Source organism: Novosphingobium endophyticum (assembly GCF_014640675.1).
Classification (GTDB): Bacteria; Pseudomonadota; Alphaproteobacteria; order Sphingomonadales; family Sphingomonadaceae; genus Novosphingobium; species Novosphingobium endophyticum.
Genome location: NZ_BMHK01000001.1, coordinates 165,977 through 190,777 on the forward strand (window position 1 = coordinate 165,977; position 24,801 = coordinate 190,777).

General features: G+C 65.4%; 26 protein-coding genes. 8 read left to right on the forward strand and 18 right to left on the reverse strand.

What is annotated here, in order from left to right; genetic code table 11:
• Positions 1 to 5 precede the first annotated feature (5 nt).
• The 3 genes from IEX32_RS00710 to IEX32_RS00720 all read right to left on the reverse strand — a co-directional run bounded on the left by IEX32_RS00710 (position 6) and on the right by IEX32_RS00720 (position 2,620).
• The gene (locus IEX32_RS00710; protein WP_188767229.1) at positions 6 to 1,607 is read right to left on the reverse strand and encodes a lysine--tRNA ligase; all 1,602 of its coding nucleotides are present in this window, start codon (positions 1,605 to 1,607) and stop codon (positions 6 to 8) included.
• 84 nt (positions 1,608 to 1,691) lie between these two features.
• On the reverse strand, positions 1,692 to 1,979 hold the full coding sequence (locus IEX32_RS00715; protein ID WP_188767231.1) for a DUF2218 domain-containing protein: 288 nt from the start codon (positions 1,977 to 1,979) through the stop codon (positions 1,692 to 1,694).
• A complete protein-coding gene (locus IEX32_RS00720; RefSeq protein ID WP_188767233.1) occupies positions 1,976 to 2,620 on the reverse strand; it encodes a PadR family transcriptional regulator in 645 nt (214 codons plus the stop codon). The genes IEX32_RS00715 and IEX32_RS00720 overlap by 4 nt, the downstream gene beginning before the upstream one ends.
• A 147-nt stretch (positions 2,621 to 2,767) precedes the next feature.
• Here IEX32_RS00720 and IEX32_RS00725 point away from each other — a divergent pair, with 147 nt between their 5' ends.
• Positions 2,768 to 5,488, forward strand: coding sequence for an ATP-dependent DNA helicase (locus tag IEX32_RS00725; RefSeq protein ID WP_188767235.1), 2,721 nt, complete (start codon positions 2,768 to 2,770; stop codon positions 5,486 to 5,488).
• A gap of 13 nt (positions 5,489 to 5,501) precedes the next feature.
• Entirely contained in the window at positions 5,502 to 6,047 is a 546-nt protein-coding gene (locus IEX32_RS00730) for a SixA phosphatase family protein (protein ID WP_188767556.1), read from the forward strand.
• Positions 6,048 to 6,052: 5 nt separating this feature from the next.
• On the opposite strand, the gene IEX32_RS00735 is transcribed toward IEX32_RS00730, so the two are convergent.
• The 5 genes from IEX32_RS00735 to rpmF all read right to left on the reverse strand — a co-directional run bounded on the left by IEX32_RS00735 (position 6,053) and on the right by rpmF (position 9,099).
• Positions 6,053 to 6,439, reverse strand: a complete 387-nt coding sequence (locus tag IEX32_RS00735) for a MerR family transcriptional regulator (protein WP_188767237.1) — start codon at positions 6,437 to 6,439, stop codon at positions 6,053 to 6,055.
• Positions 6,440 to 6,453: 14 nt separating this feature from the next.
• Entirely contained in the window at positions 6,454 to 6,750 is a 297-nt protein-coding gene (locus IEX32_RS00740) for an integration host factor subunit alpha (RefSeq protein ID WP_188767558.1), read from the reverse strand.
• 112 nt (positions 6,751 to 6,862) lie between these two features.
• Entirely contained in the window at positions 6,863 to 7,834 is a 972-nt protein-coding gene (locus IEX32_RS00745; RefSeq protein ID WP_188767238.1) for a beta-ketoacyl-ACP synthase III, read from the reverse strand.
• Positions 7,831 to 8,892, reverse strand: a complete 1,062-nt coding sequence (gene plsX, locus IEX32_RS00750) for a phosphate acyltransferase PlsX (RefSeq protein ID WP_188767240.1) — start codon at positions 8,890 to 8,892, stop codon at positions 7,831 to 7,833. Before plsX ends, IEX32_RS00745 begins: the two co-directional genes overlap by 4 nt.
• 27 nt (positions 8,893 to 8,919) lie before the next feature.
• Positions 8,920 to 9,099, reverse strand: coding sequence for a 50S ribosomal protein L32 (gene rpmF / locus IEX32_RS00755; protein WP_148627866.1), 180 nt, complete (start codon positions 9,097 to 9,099; stop codon positions 8,920 to 8,922).
• A gap of 167 nt (positions 9,100 to 9,266) precedes the next feature.
• Here rpmF and IEX32_RS00760 point away from each other — a divergent pair, with 167 nt between their 5' ends.
• Positions 9,267 to 9,659, forward strand: coding sequence for an MAPEG family protein (locus tag IEX32_RS00760; RefSeq protein WP_188767242.1), 393 nt, complete (start codon positions 9,267 to 9,269; stop codon positions 9,657 to 9,659).
• Here IEX32_RS00760 and IEX32_RS00765 read toward each other — a convergent pair.
• Complete coding sequence (locus IEX32_RS00765; RefSeq protein ID WP_308421009.1) at positions 9,656 to 10,333, reverse strand: MBL fold metallo-hydrolase; 678 nt, start codon at positions 10,331 to 10,333, stop codon at positions 9,656 to 9,658. The genes IEX32_RS00760 and IEX32_RS00765 overlap by 4 nt on opposite strands.
• A 46-nt stretch (positions 10,334 to 10,379) precedes the next feature.
• A complete protein-coding gene (locus IEX32_RS00770; protein ID WP_229735761.1) occupies positions 10,380 to 11,006 on the reverse strand; it encodes a LexA family transcriptional regulator in 627 nt (208 codons plus the stop codon).
• 102 nt (positions 11,007 to 11,108) lie between these two features.
• Between IEX32_RS00770 and IEX32_RS00775 the strand changes: the two genes are divergently transcribed.
• On the forward strand, positions 11,109 to 11,297 hold the full coding sequence (locus IEX32_RS00775) for a hypothetical protein (protein WP_188767246.1): 189 nt from the start codon (positions 11,109 to 11,111) through the stop codon (positions 11,295 to 11,297).
• Entirely contained in the window at positions 11,287 to 11,661 is a 375-nt protein-coding gene (locus IEX32_RS00780) for a hypothetical protein (RefSeq protein ID WP_229735762.1), read from the forward strand. The genes IEX32_RS00775 and IEX32_RS00780 overlap by 11 nt, the downstream gene beginning before the upstream one ends.
• A 53-nt stretch (positions 11,662 to 11,714) precedes the next feature.
• Here IEX32_RS00780 and IEX32_RS00785 read toward each other — a convergent pair whose 3' ends face one another.
• The 6 genes from IEX32_RS00785 to IEX32_RS00810 all read right to left on the reverse strand — a co-directional run bounded on the left by IEX32_RS00785 (position 11,715) and on the right by IEX32_RS00810 (position 18,725).
• Positions 11,715 to 12,653, reverse strand: a complete 939-nt coding sequence (locus IEX32_RS00785) for a D-2-hydroxyacid dehydrogenase (protein ID WP_188767248.1) — start codon at positions 12,651 to 12,653, stop codon at positions 11,715 to 11,717.
• A gap of 33 nt (positions 12,654 to 12,686) precedes the next feature.
• Entirely contained in the window at positions 12,687 to 14,219 is a 1,533-nt protein-coding gene (gene cysS, locus IEX32_RS00790) for a cysteine--tRNA ligase (protein WP_188767250.1), read from the reverse strand.
• A gap of 32 nt (positions 14,220 to 14,251) precedes the next feature.
• Positions 14,252 to 15,160 carry a DMT family transporter gene (locus IEX32_RS00795; RefSeq protein WP_188767252.1) on the reverse strand — a complete coding sequence of 303 codons (909 nt, stop codon included), beginning with the start codon at positions 15,158 to 15,160 and terminating at the stop codon, positions 14,252 to 14,254.
• Positions 15,157 to 16,971, reverse strand: a complete 1,815-nt coding sequence (gene cobT, locus IEX32_RS00800) for a cobaltochelatase subunit CobT (protein ID WP_188767261.1) — start codon at positions 16,969 to 16,971, stop codon at positions 15,157 to 15,159. Before cobT ends, IEX32_RS00795 begins: the two co-directional genes overlap by 4 nt.
• A gap of 217 nt (positions 16,972 to 17,188) precedes the next feature.
• Positions 17,189 to 17,839 carry a fructose-6-phosphate aldolase gene (gene fsa / locus IEX32_RS00805; protein ID WP_188767262.1) on the reverse strand — a complete coding sequence of 217 codons (651 nt, stop codon included), beginning with the start codon at positions 17,837 to 17,839 and terminating at the stop codon, positions 17,189 to 17,191.
• Positions 17,840 to 18,017: 178 nt separating this feature from the next.
• Positions 18,018 to 18,725 carry a DUF4197 domain-containing protein gene (locus IEX32_RS00810; protein WP_229735763.1) on the reverse strand — a complete coding sequence of 236 codons (708 nt, stop codon included), beginning with the start codon at positions 18,723 to 18,725 and terminating at the stop codon, positions 18,018 to 18,020.
• A 52-nt stretch (positions 18,726 to 18,777) separates the two neighbouring features.
• Here IEX32_RS00810 and IEX32_RS00815 point away from each other — a divergent pair, with 52 nt between their 5' ends.
• The gene (locus IEX32_RS00815) at positions 18,778 to 20,943 is read left to right on the forward strand and encodes a primosomal protein N' (RefSeq protein WP_188767566.1); all 2,166 of its coding nucleotides are present in this window, start codon (positions 18,778 to 18,780) and stop codon (positions 20,941 to 20,943) included.
• Here the strand turns inward: IEX32_RS00815 and IEX32_RS00820 are convergent.
• Positions 20,928 to 21,977: a bifunctional transcriptional activator/DNA repair enzyme AdaA gene (locus IEX32_RS00820; RefSeq protein ID WP_188767264.1), complete on the reverse strand. Its 1,050-nt coding sequence runs from the start codon at positions 21,975 to 21,977 to the stop codon at positions 20,928 to 20,930. The two genes, IEX32_RS00815 and IEX32_RS00820, sit on opposite strands and share 16 nt — an antisense overlap.
• Positions 21,974 to 22,324, reverse strand: a complete 351-nt coding sequence (locus IEX32_RS00825) for a DUF1203 domain-containing protein (protein WP_229735764.1) — start codon at positions 22,322 to 22,324, stop codon at positions 21,974 to 21,976. The genes IEX32_RS00820 and IEX32_RS00825 overlap by 4 nt, the downstream gene beginning before the upstream one ends.
• Positions 22,325 to 22,550: 226 nt before the next feature.
• Between IEX32_RS00825 and IEX32_RS00830 the strand changes: the two genes are divergently transcribed.
• Entirely contained in the window at positions 22,551 to 23,105 is a 555-nt protein-coding gene (locus IEX32_RS00830; protein ID WP_188767266.1) for a F0F1 ATP synthase subunit delta, read from the forward strand.
• 37 nt (positions 23,106 to 23,142) lie between these two features.
• A complete protein-coding gene (atpA, locus tag IEX32_RS00835; protein ID WP_188767267.1) occupies positions 23,143 to 24,672 on the forward strand; it encodes a F0F1 ATP synthase subunit alpha in 1,530 nt (509 codons plus the stop codon).
• Positions 24,673 to 24,801 lie beyond the last annotated feature (129 nt).

Here is a 24,801-nt window from a genome sequence, read left to right on the forward strand (position 1 = left end):
ATAAGTCAGGCCGACGCAAGCGCCTCGTCGATCAGCTTGCGCGTCTCGGGGACGCCATAGAGGGCGATGAAGCTGCCCATGCGCGGCCCCTGACTGGATCCCAGCAGCGTTTCGTAGAGCGCCCTGAACCAGTCGCGCAGGTTTTCGAAGCCGTAGGCCTCGTTCTTGCCGATCTCGTAGACCACGTTCTGCAATTCTTCGGCTGTTGTCTCAGGCCCCGCTTTCGCCAGTTCGGCGTCGAGCGCCCTGAGCGCCTCGCCCTCGTTGGCGCTCGGAGCGCGGCGGATCAGGGTCGGCGCGATGAAATCGCGGTTCGTGGCAAGCGCCGCGCGAACCAGCTCGCCCAGCTCGGGATGCGCCTCTGGCGTCGCATCGGCGACATAGTTGCCGAGATAGGACCAGACCTGTTCCGCCGATGCGTCGGCGCCGAGCACGCCAACGAGGTTGAGCAGCAGCGAGAATGTCACAGGCAGCGTGTCGCCCGCACCCGACCCATCGCCGTTCGCGCGCAGCAGATGCCAGACCGGATTGCCGAGCTGCTTGTCGAGCGGTTGGCCGGCAAGGTTGCCGCGAAACTGCCAGTATTCGTCGACCGCCTTGGGGATCACGCCGACATGGAGCTGCTTGGCGCTCTTCGGTTCGCGAAAGAGGTAGAAGCCAAGGCTTTCCTCGGTGCCATATGTCAGCCACTGCTCGATGGTGAGACCATTGCCCTTGGACTTGGAGATCTTCTCGCCATTCTCGTCAAGGAACAGCTCGTAGATCAGCCCTTCCGGGCGGCGGCGGCCCAGGATCTGCGAGATCTTGCCCGACTGGGTGACGGAATCGGTCAGGTCCTTGCCGCACATCTCGTAATCGACGCCGAGATCGACCCAGCGCATCGCCCAGTCGACCTTCCACTGCAGCTTGGCCTGCCCGCCGAAAACCGACTGCTCGACGACCGATCCCTCCTCGTCGGTGAAACGGATCATGCCCGTCGCCGGATCGAGGACTTCCACGGGGACCTGCAAAACGACGCCCGAGCGGGGCGAAACCGGCAGGACCGGCGAATAGGTCTTGCGGCGCTCCTCCCGCAGGGTCGGCAGCATGACGCCCATGATCGCTTCGTAGTGCGACAGGACGTTCGTCAGCGCCTTGTCGAATGCGCCGGACTTGTAGCGGTCACTGGCCGAAACGAACTCGTACTCGAATCCGAAGCGGTCGAGGAAGTCGCGCAGCATCGCGTTGTTGTGATGCGCGAAGCTTTCGAACTTGCCGAAGGGATCGGGGATGCGCGTCAGCGGCTTGCCGAGATTCTCGGCAAGGATCTGTGAATTGGGAATATTGTCCGGCACCTTGCGCAGACCGTCCATGTCGTCCGAAAAGGCTACCAGCCGGGTGGCCGCGCCGCCGGTCAGCGTCTCATAGGCCCGGCGCACCAGCGTCGTGCGCAGGACTTCCTGAAACGTGCCGATATGCGGCAGGCCTGAGGGGCCATACCCGGTCTCGAACAGCACGGGTTCGCCCCCCGGTTTGCCGTCCGGATAGCGCTTGAGCAGCTTCTGGGCCTCCTGGAAGGGCCAGGCCTTGGACACGCGGGCGGCTTCGATCAGGGCATTCTCGGTCATGCAGGGCTCATCTTCGAAACGAGCGCGTTTCGCAAGCGTCTAGCTGCAAGAGATTTGCACCGAGCGCTACCTGCCCTGACGGTATTACTGCCAGGCCCAGTCGTAACTCAGGGGGTCTTCGCGGAAGGCAAAGCGGTCGATGTGTCTGGCTACCACCTCGCTCAGCCCTTCGACCGCCTCGCGGTCTTCGCCGGCGATGCGGATGGCGATGCCTTCCCCGTCGGCCGCCATGGTGGCGATGGCGCCCGGGAACGTCACCTTGCCGGTATCGCCATCCAGTTCGACCTCGAGCTTGTGGCTCCAGTGCTTGCAAAGCTGGCGGACGTACTTGCCGCCATTTGCCGTCGCGACTTTCGCTGCAATGGTATTCACTTCTCGATCCTTTCGATCTTGCGGGCGGCCTCATCGATCGCTTCCGCGACCCGGAGGATGAATTCGCGGTCCGCACCTTCCACGGACAGGCGGTCAAACACCGCGGTCTTGAGGTTGTGCATGGCACGGCGCACCGGGGCGGGATCAACTTTCTCCCTCGCTTCGGCGAGAGCCGAGAGGCGCTGCTTCAGCGCTTCCGACTTGGCGGCACAGCTTTCGGCCGACCTGCGGCCATCGTCGGTTGCTTCGTAGGACTTGCGCGCGCCCTCGTCAGCACCGACTGCGATCAGCCCTGCCTCCTCCATATACGTGAGCGCCGGATAGACGACGCCGGGACTGGGCGCATATTCGCCGCCGGAAATCGCCTCGATCTCCCGGATCAGGTCGTAGCCGTGGCGCGGCGTCTCTACGATCAGCGCAAGGAGCAATGTCTGCAGCTCGGTCTGGTCGAACAGGCGCTTGCGGCGACCGCCGTGCATCCCGCGCCCTCCAAACCCCGCATCTCCGGTACCACCTCCGAAGCGGCCGCGCCCGCCGAAGAGACCTTCGGCAAATCCATCCCGTCCGGAACCGGAAGGTCCGCGCACGAAACCGTGCTTGCCGCGATGGCGACTGCGGCGCTGATTTACATTCATAGGCATCGATATTTTCCAAAACGTCTCATGATGGCTCTACGATATATCGTATTGCTCGCATAGCAACGCGAAAAATGTATCAGGATGTATTATCCTGCGGGCAGCCATAGAGAGCCCTTTCCAAATTGCCGGCCATCTCCTTAAGACACGTCCATGTCCGCGCTGCCTCTCCCTGCCCTTCACGCCAGCCATGGCGGCAGTTGGCTTCGCGACGGCGCCGCGGGCACGCGCACCATCTCCAAGGGCGAAGCGGTCATGGCGGCGGCGGACACGCCCCTGCTCATCCTCAACGCACCGCTGCTGGCAACGCGTCTCGGCTATCCCGACCTGTCGGGACTCGACCTGCTGGAACTCTTTGCCTTCGTTCACCCCGCGCGCTTCGTGGTGCCGACGCCCAAGGGCATTGCCCACGCTCTCGGCCTGAGCGAGCCGCAAAGCGATGCCGATGTTCCGCGCCTTTTGCAGGAAGCCGCCGGCGCCCTGATCGAGACCTGCGAGAGTCCTGACTGGCCGGAGCGCGAAGGCGCCTGGACGACGCTGGAGTCGCTCACGCGCTTGCGTTGGCCATGGGCGTCGCTGCTGGGAGGGCGCATCGCCAGGCCGCAGCGCGCCGAGCGATGGCTGTTCACCCGCCTGCCGGAATGGGAGGAAGCGGCTGAACAGGCCCAGCCCCGGCAGGTCGAGCTGGACGAGCCAAGCGTGCTTCAGCGTCTGGACCAGCTTACCGGCGCACAAGCGGAAAGCAGGACCGGACAGCGCGCCTACGCAGTCGATTCCGCCTCGGCCTTTTCGCCGCGCCAGGCTTCGGGGCAACCCAGAGTGCTGCTCGCCCAGGCCGGCACCGGGATCGGCAAGACGCTTGGCTATCTTGCGCCGGCCTCGCTCTGGAGCAACCTTTCGGGCGGCACCGTCTGGGTCTCCACTTACACCAAGGCCCTGCAACGCCAGCTTCGGCGTGAGAGCCGGCGCGCCTGGCCCGACCGCCGCGACGACGGCAGCCAGCCCGTGGTGGTGCGCAAAGGGCGCGAAAACTACCTGTGCCTGCTCAATCTAGAGGACGCGCTGCAAGGCGGCTTTTCCGGGCGCGCGGCGATCCTTGCACAACTGGTCGCGCGCTGGGCCGCCTACACGCGCGATGGAGACATGATTGGCGGCGACCTGCCCGGCTGGCTCGGCACGCTGTTCCGCCAACGCGGCATCGCCGCCCTTACCGACCGGCGCGGCGAATGCGTTTATGCCGGATGTCCGCATTACCGGAAGTGCTTCATCGAACGCTCGGCCCGCGCCAGCGCCAATGCCGACCTGGTGATCGGCAACCATGCCCTCGTGATGGTCAACGCCGCGCGCGGCCGCGACCATGCCGCGCGTCCGACCCGCATCATCTTCGACGAGGGGCACCACGTCTTTGACGCGGCGGATTCGACCTTCGCGGCGGCATTGACCGGCGCCGAGACGATCGAACTGCGACGCTGGGTGATCGGCCCCGAGAAAGCCTCGCGCGGGCGCCGCCGGGGCCTTGCGGCCCGGCTTGCCGATCTTGCCAGCTACGATGAGGCCGGCGCCAAGGCGATCACCGCCGCCCGCGCCGCCGCCGAGGCGCTTCCGGGCGACGGCTGGATGCAACGTCTGACCGAAGGCGCGCCGTCGGGACCGGTGGAAGAGCTGCTGGCGGCAGTTCGGGCCACCGTCTACGCGCGCGACGAGAGCGGCGGGCAGGAAGCAGGATACGGCCTCGAAACCGAAGCAGCCAATCTCGACGGCGCTTTCGTCGAGGTCGCCCAGGAGGCCCGCGTCGCGCTCGCCGCCTTGCGTCAACCGCTGATCCGGCTTGGAGGAAGACTTGAAGCGTTGCTGGAAGACCCGCCGGACTGGCTGGACGGCCCCGGCCGTGCCCGCATCGAAGGCGCCCGCCATTCGCTGTCCTGGCGCATCGATACGCTCGCGGCGTGGGAAGCGCTGCTCGACCGGCTCGGCGGCCCGGCAGATCCCGAGTTCGTCGACTGGCTGGCGGTCGACCGCTCGGAAGCTCGCGAATACGACATCGGCATCCATCGCCACTGGCTCGATCCGATGAAGCCTTTCGCGAGGGTCGTGCTCGAACCGTCTCACGGCGTGGTGATGACTTCGGCAACCCTGCGCGACGGCGAGGACTGGGGCAAGGCGATTGCCCGCTCGGGCGCCGAGCACATCGGCGTCGCCCCTCGACTCTCTACGCACCCCAGTCCGTTCGACTACGCCAACCAGGCCGAAGTTCTGATCGTCGCCGACATTCCGCGCGGCGACATTCCGGCGCTGGCCGCCGCCTATACCCGCCTGATCGAAGCCTCCGGAGGCGGCGCGCTCGGCCTGTTCACGGCGATCCGCCGACTGCGCGCGGTCCATGGCCGCATCGCCGACCGCCTCGCCCGCACCGGCCTGCCGCTCTATGCCCAGCACGTCGACCCGATCGATACGGGGACGCTGGTTGACATCTTCCGCGACGACCCGGGCGCATCCCTGCTCGGGACCGACGCCCTGCGCGACGGTGTCGACGTACCCGGCCATTCGCTGCGCCTCGTGGTGATGGAGCAGGTTCCCTGGCCGCGCCCGACGATCCTGCATCGCGCCCGGCGCCTCGCCGGCGGCGGATCGGCCTACGACGACAGCATCATTCGCGCCCGCCTCGCCCAGGCATTCGGCCGCCTGATCCGCAGCCGCGAAGACCGGGGGCATTTCGTGGTACTGTCTTCGGCCTTTCCTTCACGCCTGCTCAGCGCCTTTCCGAACGGCACGCCTGTGCGGCGAATTTCTCTGGACGAGGCTTTACAACGCATCGCGGGCGATGTTTCAGAAGAAGCCATCAAGCAAGACGACCGTGCCCAGTCCCGACCGTGAGTTCACCGCGTACATGAAGATCCTCGGCATATTCCGCCACGCCAAGTCAGACTGGAATGATGCACGTCTGCGCGACTTCGACCGCCCGCTCAACGAACGCGGCCGCAAGGGAGCCGGGGTCATGGGCAAGCACATTTGCGGTCACGGCGTCGGCTGGCAACGCTTCCTGGCATCGCCTGCGGTGCGGGTGACGCAGACGATCGAGCTTGCCTCGCAGGCGGTCGGCCAGGCGCCTCCGGTCACCTGGGACCGCAGGATTTACCTCGCCAATTCGGCGACGCTGATGGACGTTCTGCGCGAGCAGGACGGCAATCCGGAATCCCTCATGCTGATCGGGCACAATCCGGGCCTTGAGGACCTGATCTTCGATCTCGTTCCGGATGACGGAACGAATCCCTTGCGCGATATGGTGGAGGAAAAGTTCCCGACCGCGGCCTATGCCGTGCTCGAACTCGATGTCGAACGGTGGGCGGACATCGAGGAAAACTGCGCCCGCCTCGTCCATCTCACACGGCCGCGCGATCTGGACCCCGCGCTCGGCCCCGGCCTCCCGGACTGAGCGCGTCAGGCGGCGGTCAGCGCCCCGGCAAGCAGCGTGCGAATTCGGCGCAATTCATGAGTGATAGCGCCGCTGTCAGAAACGACCAGCGGTTCGGGTCTTGCTGCATCCGGAACTGAAGCGCCGCCTTCAATCGCCTTGCGCGCACCGCGCAGGGTGTAGCCTTCACGATGGACCAAGCGGTCGATCTCGGCCACCAGGGCAATATCCGCGGGCCGATAATAGCGCCTGCCGCCGCTGCGCTTGACCGGCCTCAGCGTGGGAAACTGCTCTTCCCAATAACGCAGGACATGCTGGCGAATGCCCAGTGCCCGGGCAACTTCGCCGATCGTCCGCAGAGCTTCCGGATCCTTGCCGTCATCGAAAGCCGGGACGTCGGAAAAAGCCTTCATGTGCTCCCGTTCCTTCAGTTTTCGGCGATTCTGTCCTTCAGCATCTGGCTCGCACGGAAGGTCAGGACCCGACGCGGCGTGATCGGCACTTCCACACCCGTCTTCGGGTTGCGCCCTATCCGCTCGCCCTTGTCCCGTAGCAGGAACGTGCCGAAACCGGAAATCTTCACATTTTCGCCGGACCCGAGCGCATTCGTCATGTGCCCGAGTATCGATTCAACCATCGCGAGCGATTCCGCCCGCGAAAGCCCAAGCTTCTTGTGTATCGCTTCCGCGATCTCCGCCCGTGTCAATGTATCCATGGAGCGCATCAAGCCCATTTCCCCTCTGAGCGCCAACCCCAAGGCTGATCATATGAAATAACAAGGAAAAAGGCAATGCTGCGTCCAATAATGGACACATATCAACCATAATGGGTAGAAACTACATACGGACGACGCTGGCGCCCCAAGCGAAACCGCCGCCCATTGCCTCCAGAACGACGAGATCGCCTTCCCGAATTCGCCCGTCGCGGACAGCCTGATCAAGGGCGAGCGGAACCGATGCAGCCGATGTATTGGCATGCTGGCCGACCGTCATCACCACCTTTTCAGACGACAGGCCGAGCTTTTTCGCGGTTGCTTCGAGAATGCGCGCATTGGCCTGATGGGGCACCAGCCAATCGATATCCGTCGTCTCAAGTCCTGCATCTTCAAGGACTTCCTTGAGAACCTCGGAGAGATTCACGACCGCGTGCCGGAACACTTCGCGTCCCTTCATGCGCAGCTTGCCCACCGTACCGGTGGTGGACGGGCCACCATCGACATAGAGCAGTTCGTTGTGCGCGCCGTCGGCATGGAGCTGGGTGGCCAGGATGCCGCGCGGCTTGTCGCCGCCCTGTTCCTGCGCCTCAACCACCACCGCGCCGGCGCCATCGCCGAACAGCACGCAAGTCGCCCGGTCTTCCCAGTCAAGGATGCGGGAAAAGGTTTCGGAACCAATCACCAGCGCGCGCTGCGCCATGCCTGAGCGCAGCATCGAATCGGCAACGCCCAGCGCGTAAAGGAAACCCGAGCAGACAGCAGCGACGTCGAAAGCGATTCCGCCCCTGCACCCCAGCTTGTCCTGCACGATCGTCGCGGTCGCGGGAAAGGTCTGGTCGGGCGTTGCGGTCGCGAGAATGATGAGGCCGATCGATGACGCCTCGATACCGGCCGCCTCGATCGCCTTCAGCGCGGCCGCGGTCGCAAGGCTGGAAGTCGTCTCGTCGGGAGCGGCGATATGCCGGTTCCTGATGCCGGTCCGTTCAACGATCCATTCGTCGCTGGTATCGACCCTGGCCGCCAACTCCTGGTTGCTCACCGCCTGACGCGGAAGGGCCGAGCCGGTGCCGATGATGACGGAACGACGCGTCACGCCCGTTCCTCCTGGGCACGAGGCATACGCAGCGAGGCTTCGCCCACGCGCGCAAGGTCGGCAGTGATCCGCTCCGTCACATTTTCCTCCAGGAGCCGCGCGGTAACCGCAACGGCGTTTGCCACCCCCGCCGCGTTCGCGCCGCCATGGCTTTTCACGACAATGCCGTTGAGGCCCAGGAACACGGCGCCATTATGATTATTGGGGTCTAGGTGGTGTTTAAGCAACTCTGTCGCGGGACGCGAGATGAGGAATCCGATCTTCGACCGCAGCGAACTGGTAAAACCGCGCCGCAGGAGGTCCGCGACGAAACGCGCCGTGCCCTCGACCGACTTCAGGGCGATGTTGCCCGAAAAACCATCTGTAACGACCACATCGACGTCGCCGCGGCAGAGCTTGTCCGCCTCGGTAAAACCATCGAAGGACATGGAAAGGTCTTTGGCGGCCGCCTTTAGCGTCGCCGCCGCATCGCGCAGCAGGTCGGTGCCCTTGATCTCTTCGGTGCCGATGTTGAGCAGCCGTACGCGCGGCTGCTCGCGCCCGAGCGCGACCCGGGCATAGGCCGCGCCCATGACCGCGAACTGCACAAGGTTGCGGCTATCGCACTCGGTGTTTGCACCGAGGTCGAGCATGATGACGTCATTGTCCCCAAGCGTCGGCAGCAATGCGGCCAGGGCCGGCCGGTCGATCCCCGGCATCGTACGCAGCGTGACCTTGGAAATCGCCATCAGCGCGCCGGTATTGCCGGCGCTGACCGCAGCGCCCGCATCGCCAGCCTTCACCGCCGCAATGGCGAGGCCCATGGACGTGCCTTTCGCGCGGCGCAGGGCCTGGCTCGGCTTGTCCTCGCCGCTGATCACGCCGTCGGAATGGAGTATCTCGGAAGAAGACCGCAGGTTCGGATGCTTTTCGAGCGCGGCCTTGATCCGCGTCTCGTCACCGACGAGCAGGAACTTGAAACGATCGTGGCGACGGCGCGCAAGCGCCGCGCCTTCTATCATGACGCGCACGCCCTCATCGCCGCCCATCGCGTCAACGGCGATACGCGGCAAACTCATGGGCAATCTCCGGAAACGGTCGCGGTCTTAGACTTCAACCGCGACGATCTCGCGGCCGTTGTAGTGACCACAAGCGTTGCAGAGGTTGTGCGGACGCTTCAGCTCGCCGCAGTTCGGGCACTCGTGGAACGCTTCAGCCTTGAGGGCATCATGGCTGCGGCGCATACCCCGGCGGGACGGGGTTGTTTTTCTCTTAGGGACAGCCATCTCGGCACCTGTTCCTGCACAATACGTGAATGTCAAAAAGGCCGCCGGAAACCGATTTCGGGACCGGCGGCTTGCGAAGGCGCGCCTATAACTGATTTCTGGCGAGTTGCAACCCGTTCCTCCCTGCCGCATGTACGCCGCACGTCAATGGGGGGAGAAGCCCGGAAATGATTCTGCAAACGACGCTGAGCCTTGCCGCGGCCGCCGCGCTCATCCACTTCTGGCTGTTCGTACGCGTCACGCAGCGGCGCTTCGCGGTCAAGGCCGTCCACGGTGACGGCGGGGACGAACATCTCTTCCGCCGCATACGCGCGCATTCCAACTTCATAGAGAATGCGCCGCTGTTCCTGATTCTGGTCGGCGTGATCGAAATGACGGGCAAGGGTGGCACCTGGCTGGCGATCGCCGGGGCCGTATTCATGCTCGCTCGCGTCTCGCACGCGTTCGGCATGGAAAACGCCGGCGCCAACATCCTTCGCGGCGCAGGGATGCTCGTGACGTTGCTGCTGGAAATCGGGCTGGCCGCAGTCGCGGTGCTGATCGCGCTGGGCCAGATCTAGGCGGGCAGCCCACGCTTCAGGGCGGCGTCGCTGACGTAAGGGTTCGTCCGCCGCTCCTGACCGAATGTGCTGACCGGGCCGTGGCCGGGCACGAAGGTGACCTCGTCACCCAGGGGCCAGAGCCTTTCCGTGATCGAATTGACCAGATCCTCCAGATTGCCGCGAGGGAAGTCCCACCGCCCGATCCCGCCCTGAAACAGCACGTCGCCAACTATCGCGAACCTGCTGGGCGCATGATGAAAGACGATGTGTCCCGGCGTGTGCCCCGGGCAATGGTAGACGTCGAGTTCGAGTTCGCCCACCCGCACCCGGTCGCCGTTTTCCAGCCAGCGATCCGGCTCGAAGGTATGCGCCTCCATGTTCCAGCGCGGCCCGTCATCGTCGAGCTGCGCGATCCAGAAACGGTCTTCCTCCTGCGGCCCTTCGATGGGCACGCCCATCTCCTTCGCCAGTTCCCCGGCCATGCCGCAGTGATCGAGGTGCCCATGGGTCACCAGCACCTTTTCGAGCGTGACCCCGGTTTGCTTCAACGCCGCCCTGAGCTTGTCGAGATCGCCGCCCGGATCGACCAGCGCCCCGCGCATGGTCCTGGTGCACCAGAGCAACGTGCAGTTCTGCTGCAACGGCGTGACGGGAATGATTCCTACCCGCATCGGGGGATTGGTGTCGGTCATGCCGGGGGAAATGGCGGCCTCCTGCCGCGAATGCAACCTTCGCCGTTCAGAGCCGCCCGCCTTTCCAGACGACGCGGCCGATCACTTGCACTTCCTCCGGCCCGCAATCGATCGGACGATAGGCGGGATTGTCGCTCAACAGCACAAGCCGGCCGCCCCGCCCGGTTTCGATTCGCTTGACCAGCAGGCTTTCGCCCAGCCGCACCACATGGATACCGTCGTGCAGCGCCCGCATCGTCCGGTCGACGAGAATCTCGTCGCCGTCGCGCAAGGTCGGCTCCATCGAATCGCCGGTCACGACGATGACCGACAGCATCTCTGGATCCAGCCCCATGCCGCGCAGCCAGCGGGGCGAAAACCGGATCGCGGCAAAGACCTCCTCGTCTGCGGGAAGCGCACCCGCGCCCGCCGACGCCCCGATCGCGAGCCGCGGTACATCGATCCAGTCAGCCGAGGAATTTTCCTTTACCTTCCCCAGCTCGGACTCGTCGATCCCGAAGAAGCGCGCCAGCTTTCCCCGGTCCAGCTCCTCCAGTTTTCGCGGGCTACCCTTGCGCACGAACTGCTGCAAGTAGCTCGCATTCTTGCCGATCATGCGTGAGAGCGCGGAAAGGCTGACGCCGCGCGCCTCGGCCAGCTCGAGCAGTTTCGCGCGGGGATCGGGATTGTCCAATTTGTAACACCTAGTCGAAGGAAATTTCCTAGACAAGTAGGATTTTGAATGGAACATACCATGAACATATACAGCGAATCCAATACAGAAAGGTCAGGATCAATGCTCTTGCGCCAGATCGAACGCTTCCTGCGTCAGACGGACATGCCCTGGACCAGGTTCGGGCGGCTGGCCGCGCAGGACCCGCGCTTCGTGGCCGACTTGCGCAACGGCCGCATGCCGCGCGCCCGCACGGCGGCCCGGATCGAGAAATTCATGAGAAACTATCAGGAGAACACCCATGCGCATTGATTCCGGAGCCGACCGGACGATGATCGAGACCCTGCGCGGCGGAACGGGCCGGCGCGGGGCGTGGCTGAAGCTGTTGTCGGAAGTCGTCGCGCTGGGCGGCCCCGACGTGGAATTCCTGCGCCACTCGGAACGCCCGTGGAGCAGCGCCACCTTCACCGGCGCACGGCATGTAATCGCCCTGGCCTTCACCGGCCGCATAGCGGTGGACTGCGGCGAACAGTTCATCGCCGCCCTGCCCGATCACGAATTCACGCTTCCGGGGCAACTCGTCGCCGAGGCGACGATCGCTGCGGTTGAATACGAGAACGGCCCCGAGCCGCGCATGACGGTAGAGGCCGAACTGCTCCTGCTGGAGGATTGCTGAACCTCACTCCCGGGGCGCCGGAGTGGCCGGAGTCATCCTCGTCGATCCCGGGATCAGTAGCCCGCGACGAGGTCGACCTCCGAAACGAGCGGCTCGCCCCGGGCATAGCGATCCAGATTCTCCAGAAAGCGCTCCGCACCCAGGCGATAGAGCGTGTCCTGCGAACGGCCGGACAAATGCATGGAGATGTGAACCTGATCGTAGTTCCACAACGGATGGCCGGGCGGCAGCGGTTCGGGGTCGGTGACATCGAGGAAGGCGGCCCCCACCTGCCCCGAATCGAGCGCCGCCATCAGCGCCTGCTGGTCGAGCACGGCGCCGCGCGCGAAGTTGAGGATCGCCGCGCCGCGCTTCATGGCGGCGAATTCGGCGGGACCGAACAAGCGACCGGTATCGGGCGTGGAGGGCACCGCGACGATCACCCAGTCGACCTCGCCGAGCGCGCCGCGCCACTCGTTCGCGCCCAGCACACCCGGCGCCGCCCTGCGCCGCGCCTCGGTGACGTCCACATCAAGGCCGCGAAGCAGGCTGGCGATCCGCCCGCCAATACCGCCCGCGCCCACGACCAGTGCGCGCGAGCCGTGCAGGCTCATCGTCCCGGGGGCGTCGGTCAGCCATTCGCGCCGCTCCTGCGCCCGCACCACCTCGCGCCAGCCCTTGGCGATCGTCAGCATGCCCATCACGGCGTATTCGGCGATGGCGACGGCGTTGAGCCCGGCGCCATTGGTGAAAGTCACGCCGCGTTCGCGCAAGACATCCAGCGGGAAAGAGTCGACGCCGGCCGCCATGGTGTTCAGCCACTTCGCCTTTTCCGCGAGATGGTATGCCTCGATCGTGTGGCCGAAATCGAAAGTGTCGAACCAGCCTATCTCCGCGCCGGGCGCAAGCGCCAGCAGTTCCTCCGGTGAGCCGAACCAGCGCGGCTCGACCCAGCGAGGCAGGCGGCGTTCAAGCAGCGAACGGCCGTGGGCATTGAGGACGGTGACGGTCATGCTTGCTCTCCGTTGGAGCAACAAGGTGCCCCATCAGGCGCCGAGTTTCCACTCCCAGCCGAGCGGATCGCCGTCCATGACCTCGACGCCCTTTGCGCCAAGTTCGTCGCGCAAGCGGTCGGAGGTGGCGAAATCCTTGGCAGCGCGGGCCTCCTTGCGGGCGGCGAGCGCGGCTTCGATCTCGTCCTCGGTGATGGTGGCGGTCTTGGGCCGGATGCGCAGGTCAGCGCGGGTCAGGTTGAGGAGGTCGAGGCCAAGCACCGAGTCCATAGCCGCGATCGCCTTCAATCGCACCGACGGCGCCTGCTTCCTGGCGGCCAGGATCAGATCCATATCCGTCAACGCATCCGGCGTCGCCAAATCGTTGGAAATTGCCTTGTCGAACGCCAGCAGGTTGACTCCCTGCGCTTTCATCAACTCCTCGTCACCCTGAACTTGTTTCAGGGTCCATCCCTCGGAATCGACATCCGCCTGCGACGGCGAAATGGATGCTGAAACAAGTTCAGCATGACGGGCTTTGAGGGTTTCCACCTGCATCACCATCCGCTTCAACCGCGTCAGCGCCGCGCCCAGCCCTTCCCATGAGAACTCCAGCTCCGAGCGATAATGCGCCTGCAGGCACATCATGCGGTAGGCGAGCGGGTGGTAGCCCTTGTCTATCAGCAGTTGCAGCCGCAGGAACTCACCCGCCGACTTGCTCATCTTGCCCGAGCGTTCGACGAGGAAGTTGTTGTGCATCCACACGCGCGCGCCCGAGTTGGCGGGCAGGTCCAGGCCATTGGTGCAGCAGAACGCCTGGTTCTGCGCGATCTCGTTGGGGTGGTGTATCTCGCGGTGGTCGATGCCGCCGGTGTGGATGTCGAAGGGAAAGCCCAGCAGCTTGCCCGACATGACCGAGCATTCCAGATGCCAGCCCGGCGCGCCCCGCCCCCAGGGCGAATCCCATTCCATCTGCCGCTTCTCGCCCGGCGGGGTCTTGCGCCAGATCGCGAAGTCGGCCGTATTGCGCTTGCCCTCGACGGCCTCGATGCGGCCCTCTCCCTGCTCGGTGACGGCGCGGGCGAGGCGGCCGTAATCGTCTACCGTCGAAACGTCGAAGTAGAGCCCGCTATCGAGTTCGTAGCAGTGCTTGTCCGCGATCTGCTTCGCGAACTCGATCATCTGATCGATGTAGTCGGTGGCGACCGACCACGCAGCCGGCTGACGGATGTTGAGCACCTTGATGTCGGCCCAGTAGGCCTCTGTATAGTGCCTCGCGATGTCCCAGATGGACTGGGCCTTCTCGGCCGCCATCTTCTCCATCTTGTCCTCGCCGGCATCGGCATCGTCGGTAAGATGGCCGACATCGGTGATATTGATGACGTGGGTGAGCCTGTAGCCCTTGAAGCTGAGAGTGCGCCCGAGAATGTCGGCAAAGACATAGGCGCGCATGTTGCCGATGTGCGGGTAGTTATAGACCGTCGGCCCGCAGGTATAGACCCGCGCCTCGCCTTCATGGACGGGCCGGAACGGCTCGAGCTGGCGGGTGAGGCTGTTGAAGAGCGTAAGCGGTGCGGCGTCGGTCATGGCGGCAGGCTTTAGGCGGCACGGGTGCCCAGTCAAGCGAGTTGGGACGCCAGCAGCAACGCCACGCCGCACAGGATCAGCACGAAACCCAGCGCCTCGCTACGCGCAACGCCGCGCCCGGATATGCGGCGCGATACCAGCGCGGCGATCGGCATTTCGATCAGCCCCAGGGTGCGGACATTGGCGGCGGCGGTCAGTGAAAAGGCGGCGAACCAGCCCGCCGAAGCCAGCGCGCCGAGGAACCCCGCTCCCAGGCTCGAGCGCCATTCGCGCAGCGAGCCGAGAAACGCCGCGCGGTCGCGCAAGGCGAGCCATGTTCCCAGCATCGCCGTCTGCACGGCCAGCGACACCACGAGCATCGTCAGGCTGCGCATCACGAAACTGCCGCTGGGCAGGCTGTCGATGGCACCGCGAAAGGCAATGGCGGACAAGCCGAACAGCGCCCCGCCCGCGGTGCCGATCAGCACCGGGCGGGATTCGTCGAGCAGCTTGCCGAGATCGCCGGGCCGGGTCGCCGCCAGCATCACGCCGGCAGTCACGATCGCCACGGCCAGCCAGCCCGCGACCGGCAGGTTGTCCCCCAGCAGGACCACGCCGAATACCGCGACGGTAACCGGCTCGGTCTTGATATAGGCATAAGCGACGCCGAAGGTCCGCGCCTGCATGACTATCAGCATCAGCGCCGTCGCAGCGATCTGCGAAACCGCGCCGAGGACGCCCCATCCCAGCGCCGACACGTTAAGGGATGGCAGTGCTTCTCCCGTCAGCCGCATGGCCGCCAGCAGGAACAGCACCGGGAAGGGAAAGCCGAAGATGAAGCGCACCTGCGTCGCGCCGAGAGTGCCGATCTTTCCGGTAAGGTTCGCCTGAGCGCCGTTTCGCAGCACTTGCGAGGCGGCGGCAAGCAACGTGAAGGGAATCCAGAGGTCAGAGAGCGTCACTCTACCTCGAACAGGCCCGCCAATTGCTCGATCATCGTGCCGCCGAGCTGTTCTGCGTCCATGATGGTCACGGCGCGGCGGTAGTACCGCGTCACGTCATGCCCGATGCCGATGGCAACGATCTGGACCGGTGACTTGTCCTCGATCCACTCGATCACCTTGCGCAAATGGGCCTCGAGATAGCCCGCGCTGTTCACCGAGAGCGTCGAATCGTCGACCGGCGCGCCGTCGGAAATGACCATCAGGATGCGCCGGTCCTCGGGCCGCGCAAGCATGCGGCTGTGCGCCCAGAGCAGCGCTTCGCCGTCGATGTTTTCCTTGAGCAGGCCCTCGCGCATCATCAGGCCAAGGTTCTTGCGCGCGCGGCGCCAGGGCTCATCGGCTTTCTTGTAGATGATGTGGCGCAGATCGTTGAGGCGGCCGGGCTGCGCGGGCTTGCCGCTGGCCAGCCAGGCCTCGCGGCTCTGTCCGCCCTTCCAGGCGCGGGTGGTGAAGCCGAGAATCTCCACCTTGACGCCGCAACGCTCCAACGTGCGGGCAAGCACGTCGGCGCTGATCGCCGCGATGGAAATCGGCCGCCCGCGCATCGAGCCCGAATTGTCGAGCAGCAGCGTGACGACGGTGTCCTTGAATTCGACGTCGCGCTCGACCTTGTAGGACAGCGACTGGCCCGGCGAGACGACGACGCGCGCCAGCCGGGCGGCGTCGAGCAGGCCCTCTTCCTGATCGAAGTCCCACGAACGATTCTGCTGCGCCATGAGGCGACGCTGAAGCCGATTGGCGAGCCGCGTCACGATGCCCTGCAACCCCTTGAGCTGCGCGTCGAGATAGGCCCGAAGGCGCGTCAGCTCCTCGTCGTCGCACAGTTCGGAGGCGCCCACGACTTCGTCGAAAGCCTCGGTGAAGACCTTGTAGTCGAACGTGTCGGGAATGTCCGTCCAGGGCCGGTTGGGGCGCACGGGGAGCATGCCCTCCTCGCCTTCCTGCCCTTCCTCGGCCTCCTGCATGTCGTCCGAGGCTTCGCCTTCGGATTCGCTTTCGCCCTGATCCTCGCCTTCGCTGGGCTCGGCCGCCATTTCCGAGGGTTGCTGTTCCTCGCCGGAATCGTCGCCTTCCTGCTCCTCCTCGGTCTCCTCGTCGCCGTCGAGATCCTCGGATTCGTCGGGCGGCTGTTCGAAATCCTCCGGCCGGGTGAGTTCCAGGTGCTGGAGCATGTCCAGCGAGAGGTTCTGGAACGCCTGCTGATCGTCAATGGACTTTGCCAGCGCCTCGAAATCGCCGCTGGCCTTCTCCTCGATCCAGCCGCGAAGCATGTCGACACCGGGCCGCGCGACCTCGGGGATCGGCTCGCCCGTCAGTTTTTCGCGCAGCAGCAGCGAAAGCGCCGTCTGCACCGGGACCTGGTCGGGCGTTTCGGCCCGCGCGATCGGATCGGAGGCAATACGCGCCTCAAGCGCGGCGTCGAGGTTCTCCCGCATGCCCGAATAGCGATTCGAGCCCAGCGCCTCGTAGCGCACCAGCTCGATCGCATCATAGCAGGCCCGCGCCGATGGCTCCGACGGCGCATGCCGGGTATGCAGCCTGTCATTGTGATGCCGCATCCTGAGCGCGAAGCTGTCGGCATAGCCGCGCGCCTGCATCGCCGCTCCGCGCGGCACGCTGCGCCCCGGCATGGGCACGCGGAAAGTGCCCCCCGTGGAACTCGGCGCGTCCGCCGTCCAGTTGACCTCGATCTCCTTCTCGTGCGCGATCGCGCGGCTGGCGCCGGCGAGGACGGACTTGAAGCGGTCAGAGGGGGATTCGTCGGACATTAACTGCACTCGCTAGCGCATGATGGCACCGGCAACAAATCGGAGATCTGCGGAAGATCCAACAATCCCCGTCATCCCGGGCTCGCCCCGGGACCGCTGGCGTTATTTACAAGCCGCCTCTCGGCAAGGCCCTGCGGAAGATCGCGTAGGAGCCCGCGAGAGGCCGCGCCGAACGACCGTCACCGGTCCCGGATCAAGTCCGGGATGACGGGGATTGTCAGATCGTCTGGCCCGTCTTCGCCCAGTCGGCCAGGAAGCCCTCGATGCCCTTGTCGGTCAGGACATGCTTGAACAGGCCCTTGATGACCGCCGGCGGCATCGTCGCGACATCGGCGCCGATCTTCGCGCATTGCAGCAGATGGATCGGGTGGCGGATCGAGGCGGCAAGGATCTCGGTTTCGAAAGCGTAGTTGTCGTAGATCAGGCGAATGTCCTCGATCACCTGCACGCCGTCGAAGCCGTTGTCGTCGTGGCGGCCGATGAAGGGCGAGATGAAAGTCGCGCCCGCCTTGGCCGCGAGCAGCGCCTGATTGGCCGAGAAGCAAAGCGTGACGTTGACCATCGTGCCATCGCCGGTCAGCTTCTTGCAGGTCTTGAGGCCGTCAATCGTCAGCGGCACCTTGATGCAGACGTTATCGGCGATCTTGCGGAGAATTTCCGCCTCTCGCATCATGCCTTCGTGGTCCAGCGCGACGACTTCGGCCGAAACCGGGCCATCGACGAGGTCGCAGATTTCCCTGGTGACTTCCATGAAGTCCCGGCCCGACTTGTGGATCAGCGAGGGGTTGGTGGTGACGCCGTCGAGCAGGCCGGTCTCGGCAAGTTCAGCGATTTCGGCGGTGTCAGCGGTGTCGACGAAAAACTTCATGGCGCATTCCTATGGCGACGATTTTGGCCTGTGCGGCGATTCTGGAGCGCTATAGGGAACCGCGCGCGGCACGGCTAGGTCGTGTGATGGCCCGGAGTGATTCAATTTCCTGACGGTCAGGTCCCGGCCGGTCTCAATATCCGCGGCAGGTGCGGCCGGCGCAAACCGGAAGCTGGCCCTACAGCAGCTTCAAGCCGGCAATCAGCACAGGATCGCGCGTCATCTCGGGATTGGCGCGGATCGCGGCTTCGGCGGCGCCGATCTCGTACCATATCGCATTGTCCGCCTCGAGCGCGAGAGCATGGGCCGCATCCATCACATCGACGCCCGCGAGGAGCGCCAGCGCCTGCCCGAGGAAGGGATCGTCGGTCAGGCGCATGACGCGGCCGAGTTCCGGGATCATCGCATTGACCAGCGCTGGCCCCATCTGGTCGCGCAAATAGGTTGTAGCGCCGGTGCGGCCCGCCTTCAGCAGTGCCAGGGCATCGGGGATGGACATATGGCGCACGGCCTCGGCGACGAGCGGCGCGGCCTTGCGGGCGCCGTCCTCGGCCAGGTTGTTGAGCTGATGCTGAAGCTGTTCGCGAAACGGGCGCGACTTGAGCACTCCGGCCGCGATCGAGCCGGTCCTGCCGAACAGCACGGGCAGCTCGATCCGCGCGACCGCGCTGTCCCAGAAGCCGTCGGGCCGGGTAAGCTGCGCGAAAGCCTGCCGCGTCGAGGCTTCGAGCAGGCGGCGCACCACCTCGACATGGCTGGTCCGGCCCATCGACGTACAGCCCGGCAGCGCCAGCACACCGTACGCCAGCAAGCCCCCCAGCGCGGCGCGGCGGCCGATCGCGACGCCGCCGGAAACCCCTCGATTTTCGGATGATCCCCTGTTCACCGCATTCGCCTCCTTCACGAGCCTGATCGGGGGTGCCTATATGGCCCTCCAGATGAACCGTGTCCGACTCCTCGTCTTCAACGCCGCGCTCGGCGTCCTTGACTACCGCGTGCCCGAAGGGATGACGATCGAATTCGGCTCGGTGGTCATCGCCCCCCTCGGCCCCCGGCAGGTCCTGGGCATCGTCTGGGAAGCAGAACGGCTTGGCGCGCAGGAAGTGCCGGAATCGAAACTGCGGCCCCTGCTGGAGGTCCTGCCGGTCCCTCCCCTCCCCGAACGGCTGCGGCGCCTGATCGAATGGACGGCCGACTACTACTGCGCCCCGCTGTTCTCCGTGGCGCGCATGGCGCTAGGCAGCATGGCGGCGCTGCGCGGCGGTGGAACCACGACCGAATACCGGCTGACCGGGGAGGAACCCGCGCGCCTCACCCCGCAGCGCGCCGCCGCGCTCGACGCGCTTCAGGGGGAACAGGCGTCGATCCGCGAACTCGCAGAGCTGGCGAGCGTTTCCGAAGGCGTGCTGCGCGGCATGGTGAACGCGGGGCTGCTCGAGCCGGTAATCGTCGATCTGGACCGGCCCTATCCGCCGGCACAGCCGGACTTTGCCGCGCCCGAACTCAGCGAAGCGCAACAATCGGCAGCCGAAACCTTCGTCGAAGCGGTACGGGGACGCACGTTCTCCCCTTTCCTGCTCGACGGCGTAACCGGCTCCGGCAAGACCGAAACCTATTTCGAAGCCGTGGCCGAAGCCTTGCGGCTGGGAAAGCAGGTTCTCGTGCTCCTGCCCGAGATCGCGCTGACCGAGAACTTCCTGCGCCGCTTCGAGCAGCGCTTCGGAGTGGCGCCGCTGCAATGGCATTCCTCGCTCAAGGCGAGCGAGAGGCGGCGCGCATGGCGGGCGATCGTGCTGGGCAAGGCGCAAGTCGTGGTCGGTGCCCGTTCGGCATTGTTCCTGCCATACGCCCGGCTCGGCCTGATCATCGTCGATGAGGCGCATGAAGTCTCGTTCAAGCAGGACGACGGCGTGCGTTACAATGCCCGCGACGTTGCGGTGATCCGCGCCCGGTTCGAAGGCATCCCGGTGATTCTCGCCAGTGCCACGCCCGCGCTCGAATCGATGCAGCTCGCCGAATCGGGCGTCTATCGCAAGATCGAGCTGCCGGACCGCTTCGGCGGCGCCATGCTACCCGACATCAGGATACTCGACCTGCGCAAGGAAGCGCCTCCTCGCGGACGCTGGCTGGCACCCCGGCTGGTCGAGGAAATGCAGGAACGCCTCGCGCGCGGCGAGCAATCGCTGCTGTTCCTGAACCGGCGCGGCTATGCACCGCTGACCCTGTGCCGGAACTGCGGCTACCGCTTCCAGTGCCCCAACTGCACTGCCTGGCTGGTCGAGCACCGCTTCAGCCAGCGCCTCGCCTGCCATCACTGCGGGCACGAAACGCCGGTTCCCGAGGCCTGCCCCGATTGCGGCACCGGGGACTGCCTTGTCGCCTGCGGTCCCGGCGTCGAGCGTATCGCCGACGAAGTGGCCGAGATCCTGCCCGAAGCGCGCACGGCGCTGGTCACATCCGACACGATGAACAGCCCCGAAGCCATCGCCGAATTCGTCGCCATGGCCGAGGGCGGCGCGATCGACGTCATTATCGGCACGCAGCTCGTCACCAAGGGCTACCACTTTCCCGAGCTTACGCTGGTAGGTGTGGTCGATGCCGATCTCGGCCTCGAAGGCGGAGACTTGCGCGCGGCGGAGCGAACCTACCAGCAGATCGCGCAAGTTGCGGGACGCGCCGGACGCGGCGAGAAACCGGGCGAGGTTCTGATCCAGACACGGCATCCGGAGGCCACGGTAATCGCGGCGCTGGCGAACGGCGATCGCGACGCCTTCTACGCGGCGGAAACCGAAGCCCGGCGCGACGCGGGCGCGCCGCCGTTCGGACGGTGGGCCGCGATCATCGTCAGTTCCGAAGACCAGGCCGAAGCGCTCTCCGCAGCGCGAGCCATCGGCGGCACCGCACCGAACCTGCCCGACATGCTCGTGCTCGGTCCGGCCCCCGCCCCGCTGTCCTTGCTGCGCGGACGGCACCGCTTCCGCCTGCTGATCAACGCGCGGCGCTCTGCGGAACTGCAGAAGGTATTGCGCGAGTGGCTCGATCCGCTGCAGTTCCCGCGCGGTGTGCGCGTCGGCATCGACGTCGATCCCTACAGCTTCGTCTGATCGGCCTCGCGCCTGAGCAGTTCGCGCTTGATCTCCTCGCCATAGGCGTATCCGCCGACCGAACCGTCGGAGCGGATCACCCGATGGCAGGGAATCAGCACCGCCACATTGTTCGCGCCGTTGGCCGAGCCGGCCGCGCGAACCGCGCCGGGCCTGCCGATGCCGGCCGCGATCTGCGCATAAGTGCGTGTCTCGCCGGGCGGAATACGCTGGAGTTCGCGCCAGACGGCTTCCTGAAAGGCCGTTCCCTGGACGTCGAGAGGGATGGCCCGGGAAACGCCCGGCCGCTCCACGGCGGACACAACCTGCTCCAGCAGGCTTGCGAACGCCTCCCCGCCCTCGACAAGCCGCGCGTTCGCAAAGCGTGCCGCCAGGTCCTCGCGGCCTTCCGCGAAGGAAAGCCGGCACACACCCTTGTCGGTGGCGGCGACCAGCATCTGCCCCAGCGTAGTGGGCACCGATGCCCACCGAATCGTCACGCCCCGCCCGCCGTCGCGCCATGCCGAGGGCGCCATGCCCATTCTTCCTTCGCTTGCTTCATAGAATCGCGACGAGGCACCGAACCCGGCTTCATATACGGCATCGGTAACGCTCGATCCCGCACTGAGCGCGTTGACCGCCACGTCGACCCGCCGGGCGCGCAGGTATTCCGTGGGTGACAGCCCCACCGCGCGCTTGAACACGCGCTGAAAATGCGCCGGACTATACCCGACCCGTTCGGCCAGCTGAGCCAGCGCCGGCGCTTCCTCGACATCCGCAAGTAATTCAAGCGCCCGCGAAACCGCTTCCTCATCGCGCGACACCTCGTTGGGACGACAGCGCAGACAGGGCCGCAGCCCCGTCGCTTCGGCTCCCGCCGGCTCGCTGAAGAATCGCACGTTCTCACGCCGGGGGTGACGCGCCGAGCAGGATGGGCGGCAATAGATTCCCGTCGTCAGCACGCCCGTCACAAAGCACCCGTCGAAGGCGCGGTCTCGCGCGAGCACGGCCCGCCAGGCCCGATCGTCATCGATTTCGGTCTGTGCAACCTTCATCGCTCAGTCTCCATGACGCTCGATCTTCGCATGCCGTCACCGCCGAATCCCCGCAGCGAAAGCGTGCGACCGATGAAGACCGGAAGCAGCTGATCGCTCCGCGCCGCCTGCTCGCGCACATATATCGCATACGCGGTACGATAGGGATTGGCGACATCATGGCTCACATGATTGAGCAAGATCGAGTCCTCTCCCGACCGCGCATCCCCGAGACTTGCCCGGCAGGGAAAACCGTGATCCACGTCGGCGACCACGCGCCTTGCCGCCGTTCGCGCAAGGTCCGACGAATCCATCGCGAAATAGCGCGTGTAGTCCGCACGTGGCGGACCGGCGATTCCATAAGCCATGAGCAACTCCTTTTTCGTATTGCACAAGGGTATTGCGCAAGGGCCGCGCTTCGGCTTCCCGCCCGTTGCGCTCAAACCGCCCGGGCGGGCATTATCGGCGGGCGGCATGGGAGCCTTGCATCGCAACAATATCGTCGCTATGCGCGCCCCGTCTGCGGGCCGGGATGTGCACTTCGCGCATCCATAATCAGTGCCTCAGCCCACCCGATGTAAGGATAGGACACGCGTGGAGAATTCCGGCGGTATAAAGGCCAGCTTGCAAGGGCGCTACGCCTCGGCGCTTTTCGATCTTGCCAGCGAGAACGGTATCGTTTCGGCGGTCGAGACCGACCTTGAAAAGGTCGGCCAGGCGATCGGTGAAAACGCCGACTTCGCGGCCCTGATTCGCAACCCGCAGGTCAGCCGCGAGGCGGCCGGCAAGGCGGTCGAAGCCATCGCGGGCGTGCTCGGTCTTTCGGACCTTTCCAGGAAATTCCTGGGCGTGCTGGCGGCCAATCGCCGGCTTTCCGCCCTTCCCGAGATCATTCGCGCCTTCGCCGCGATCGCCGCCGCCCAGCGCGGCGAGGCGACCGCCGAAGTCACTTCCGCCCACGCGCTGTCCGACGGACAGGTCGAGCAGCTGCGCCAGAAGCTGGAAGTGCGCGAAGGCCGCAAGGTCAAGGTCAGCACGAGCGTCGATCCCGACCTGCTCGGCGGCCTTGTCGTCACCATCGGTTCCAAGCGTATCGACAGCTCGATCCGCACCCGTCTCAATTCCCTCGCCCAGGCGATGAAGGGCTGAAATCGCCCGCTTAAAAGATTCGATGAAAGGCTAAGCAATGGATATCCGCGCCGCAGAAATCTCGAAGGTCATCAAGGACCAGATTGCCAGCTTCGGCACCGAGGCCCAGGTCTCGGAAGTCGGCTCCGTGCTCTCGGTGGGTGACGGCATCGCCCGCATCCACGGCCTCGACAAAGTTCAGGCCGGCGAGATGGTCGAATTCGCCAATGGCGTTCAGGGCATGGCCCTCAACCTCGAAGCCGACAACGTCGGCGTCGTGATCTTCGGCTCGGACTCGGAGATCAAGGAAGGCGACACCGTCAAGCGCACCGGCACCATCGTCGACGTTCCCGTCGGAAAGGGCCTGCTCGGCCGCGTGGTCGATGCGCTGGGCAACCCGATCGACGGCAAAGGCCCGATCGTTTCGGACCAGCGCGCCCGCGTCGAATCCAAGGCGCCCGGCATCATTCCGCGCAAGTCGGTGCACGAGCCCGTGCAGACCGGCCTCAAGGCGATCGACGCCCTCGTCCCCGTCGGCCGCGGCCAGCGCGAGCTGATCATCGGTGACCGCCAGACCGGCAAGACCGCCGTCGCCATCGACACCTTCATCAACCAGAAGGGCCCCAACGCGGGCGACGACGAGAGCAAGAAGCTCTACTGCATCTACGTCGCCGTCGGCCAGAAGCGCTCGACCGTCGCGCAGATCGTGCGCCAGCTCGAAGAGAACGGCGCGATGGAATATTCCATCGTCGTGGCCGCCACCGCTTCGGAGCCGGCCCCGCTGCAGTACCTGGCGCCCTACACCGGTGCGGCCATGGGCGAATTCTTCCGCGACAACGGCATGCACGCCGTGATCGTCTATGACGACCTTTCCAAGCAGGCCGTCGCCTATCGCCAGATGTCGCTGCTGCTGCGCCGCCCGCCGGGCCGCGAAGCCTATCCGGGCGACGTGTTCTACCTGCACAGCCGCCTGCTGGAACGCGCCGCGAAGCTCAATGACGATAACGGCGCCGGCTCGCTGACCGCGCTACCGATCATCGAGACCCAGGCAGGCGACGTTTCGGCCTACATTCCGACCAACGTGATCTCGATCACCGACGGCCAGATCTTCCTTGAAACGGGCCTGTTCTACCAGGGCGTGCGTCCGGCCATCAACGTCGGTCTGTCGGTGTCGCGCGTCGGCGGCGCGGCGCAGACCAAGGCGATGAAGAAGGTCGCCGGCTCGATCAAGCTCGAACTCGCGCAATACCGCGAAATGGCGGCCTTCGCGCAGTTCGGTTCGGACCTCGACGCCTCGACCCAGAAGCTGCTGAACCGCGGCGCGCGCCTGACGGAGCTGCTCAAGCAGGCGCAGTTCTCACCGCTTTCGTTCGAGGAGCAGACCATGTCGATCTTCGCCGGCACCAACGGTTATCTGGATTCGATCCCGGTCGATCAGGTCACGCGCTACGAGTCCGAGATGCTCAGCTACATGCGCTCCGAGCATGCCGACGTCCTCACGCTGATCCGCGAAACCAAGGACTTCGGCGACGAGGCGAAGTCGAAGACCATCGCCGCGCTCGACAAGTTCGCCAAGCAGTTCGCTTAAGGAGTTAACCGTCGTCCCGGCAAAAGCCGGGACCGCTGGCAAATCTTCAGGAAAAGCCTCGCCGAGAGGCCTCTCCTCAAGAATGCCACCGGTCCCGGAGCAAGTCCGGGATGACGAGATAGGAAACCG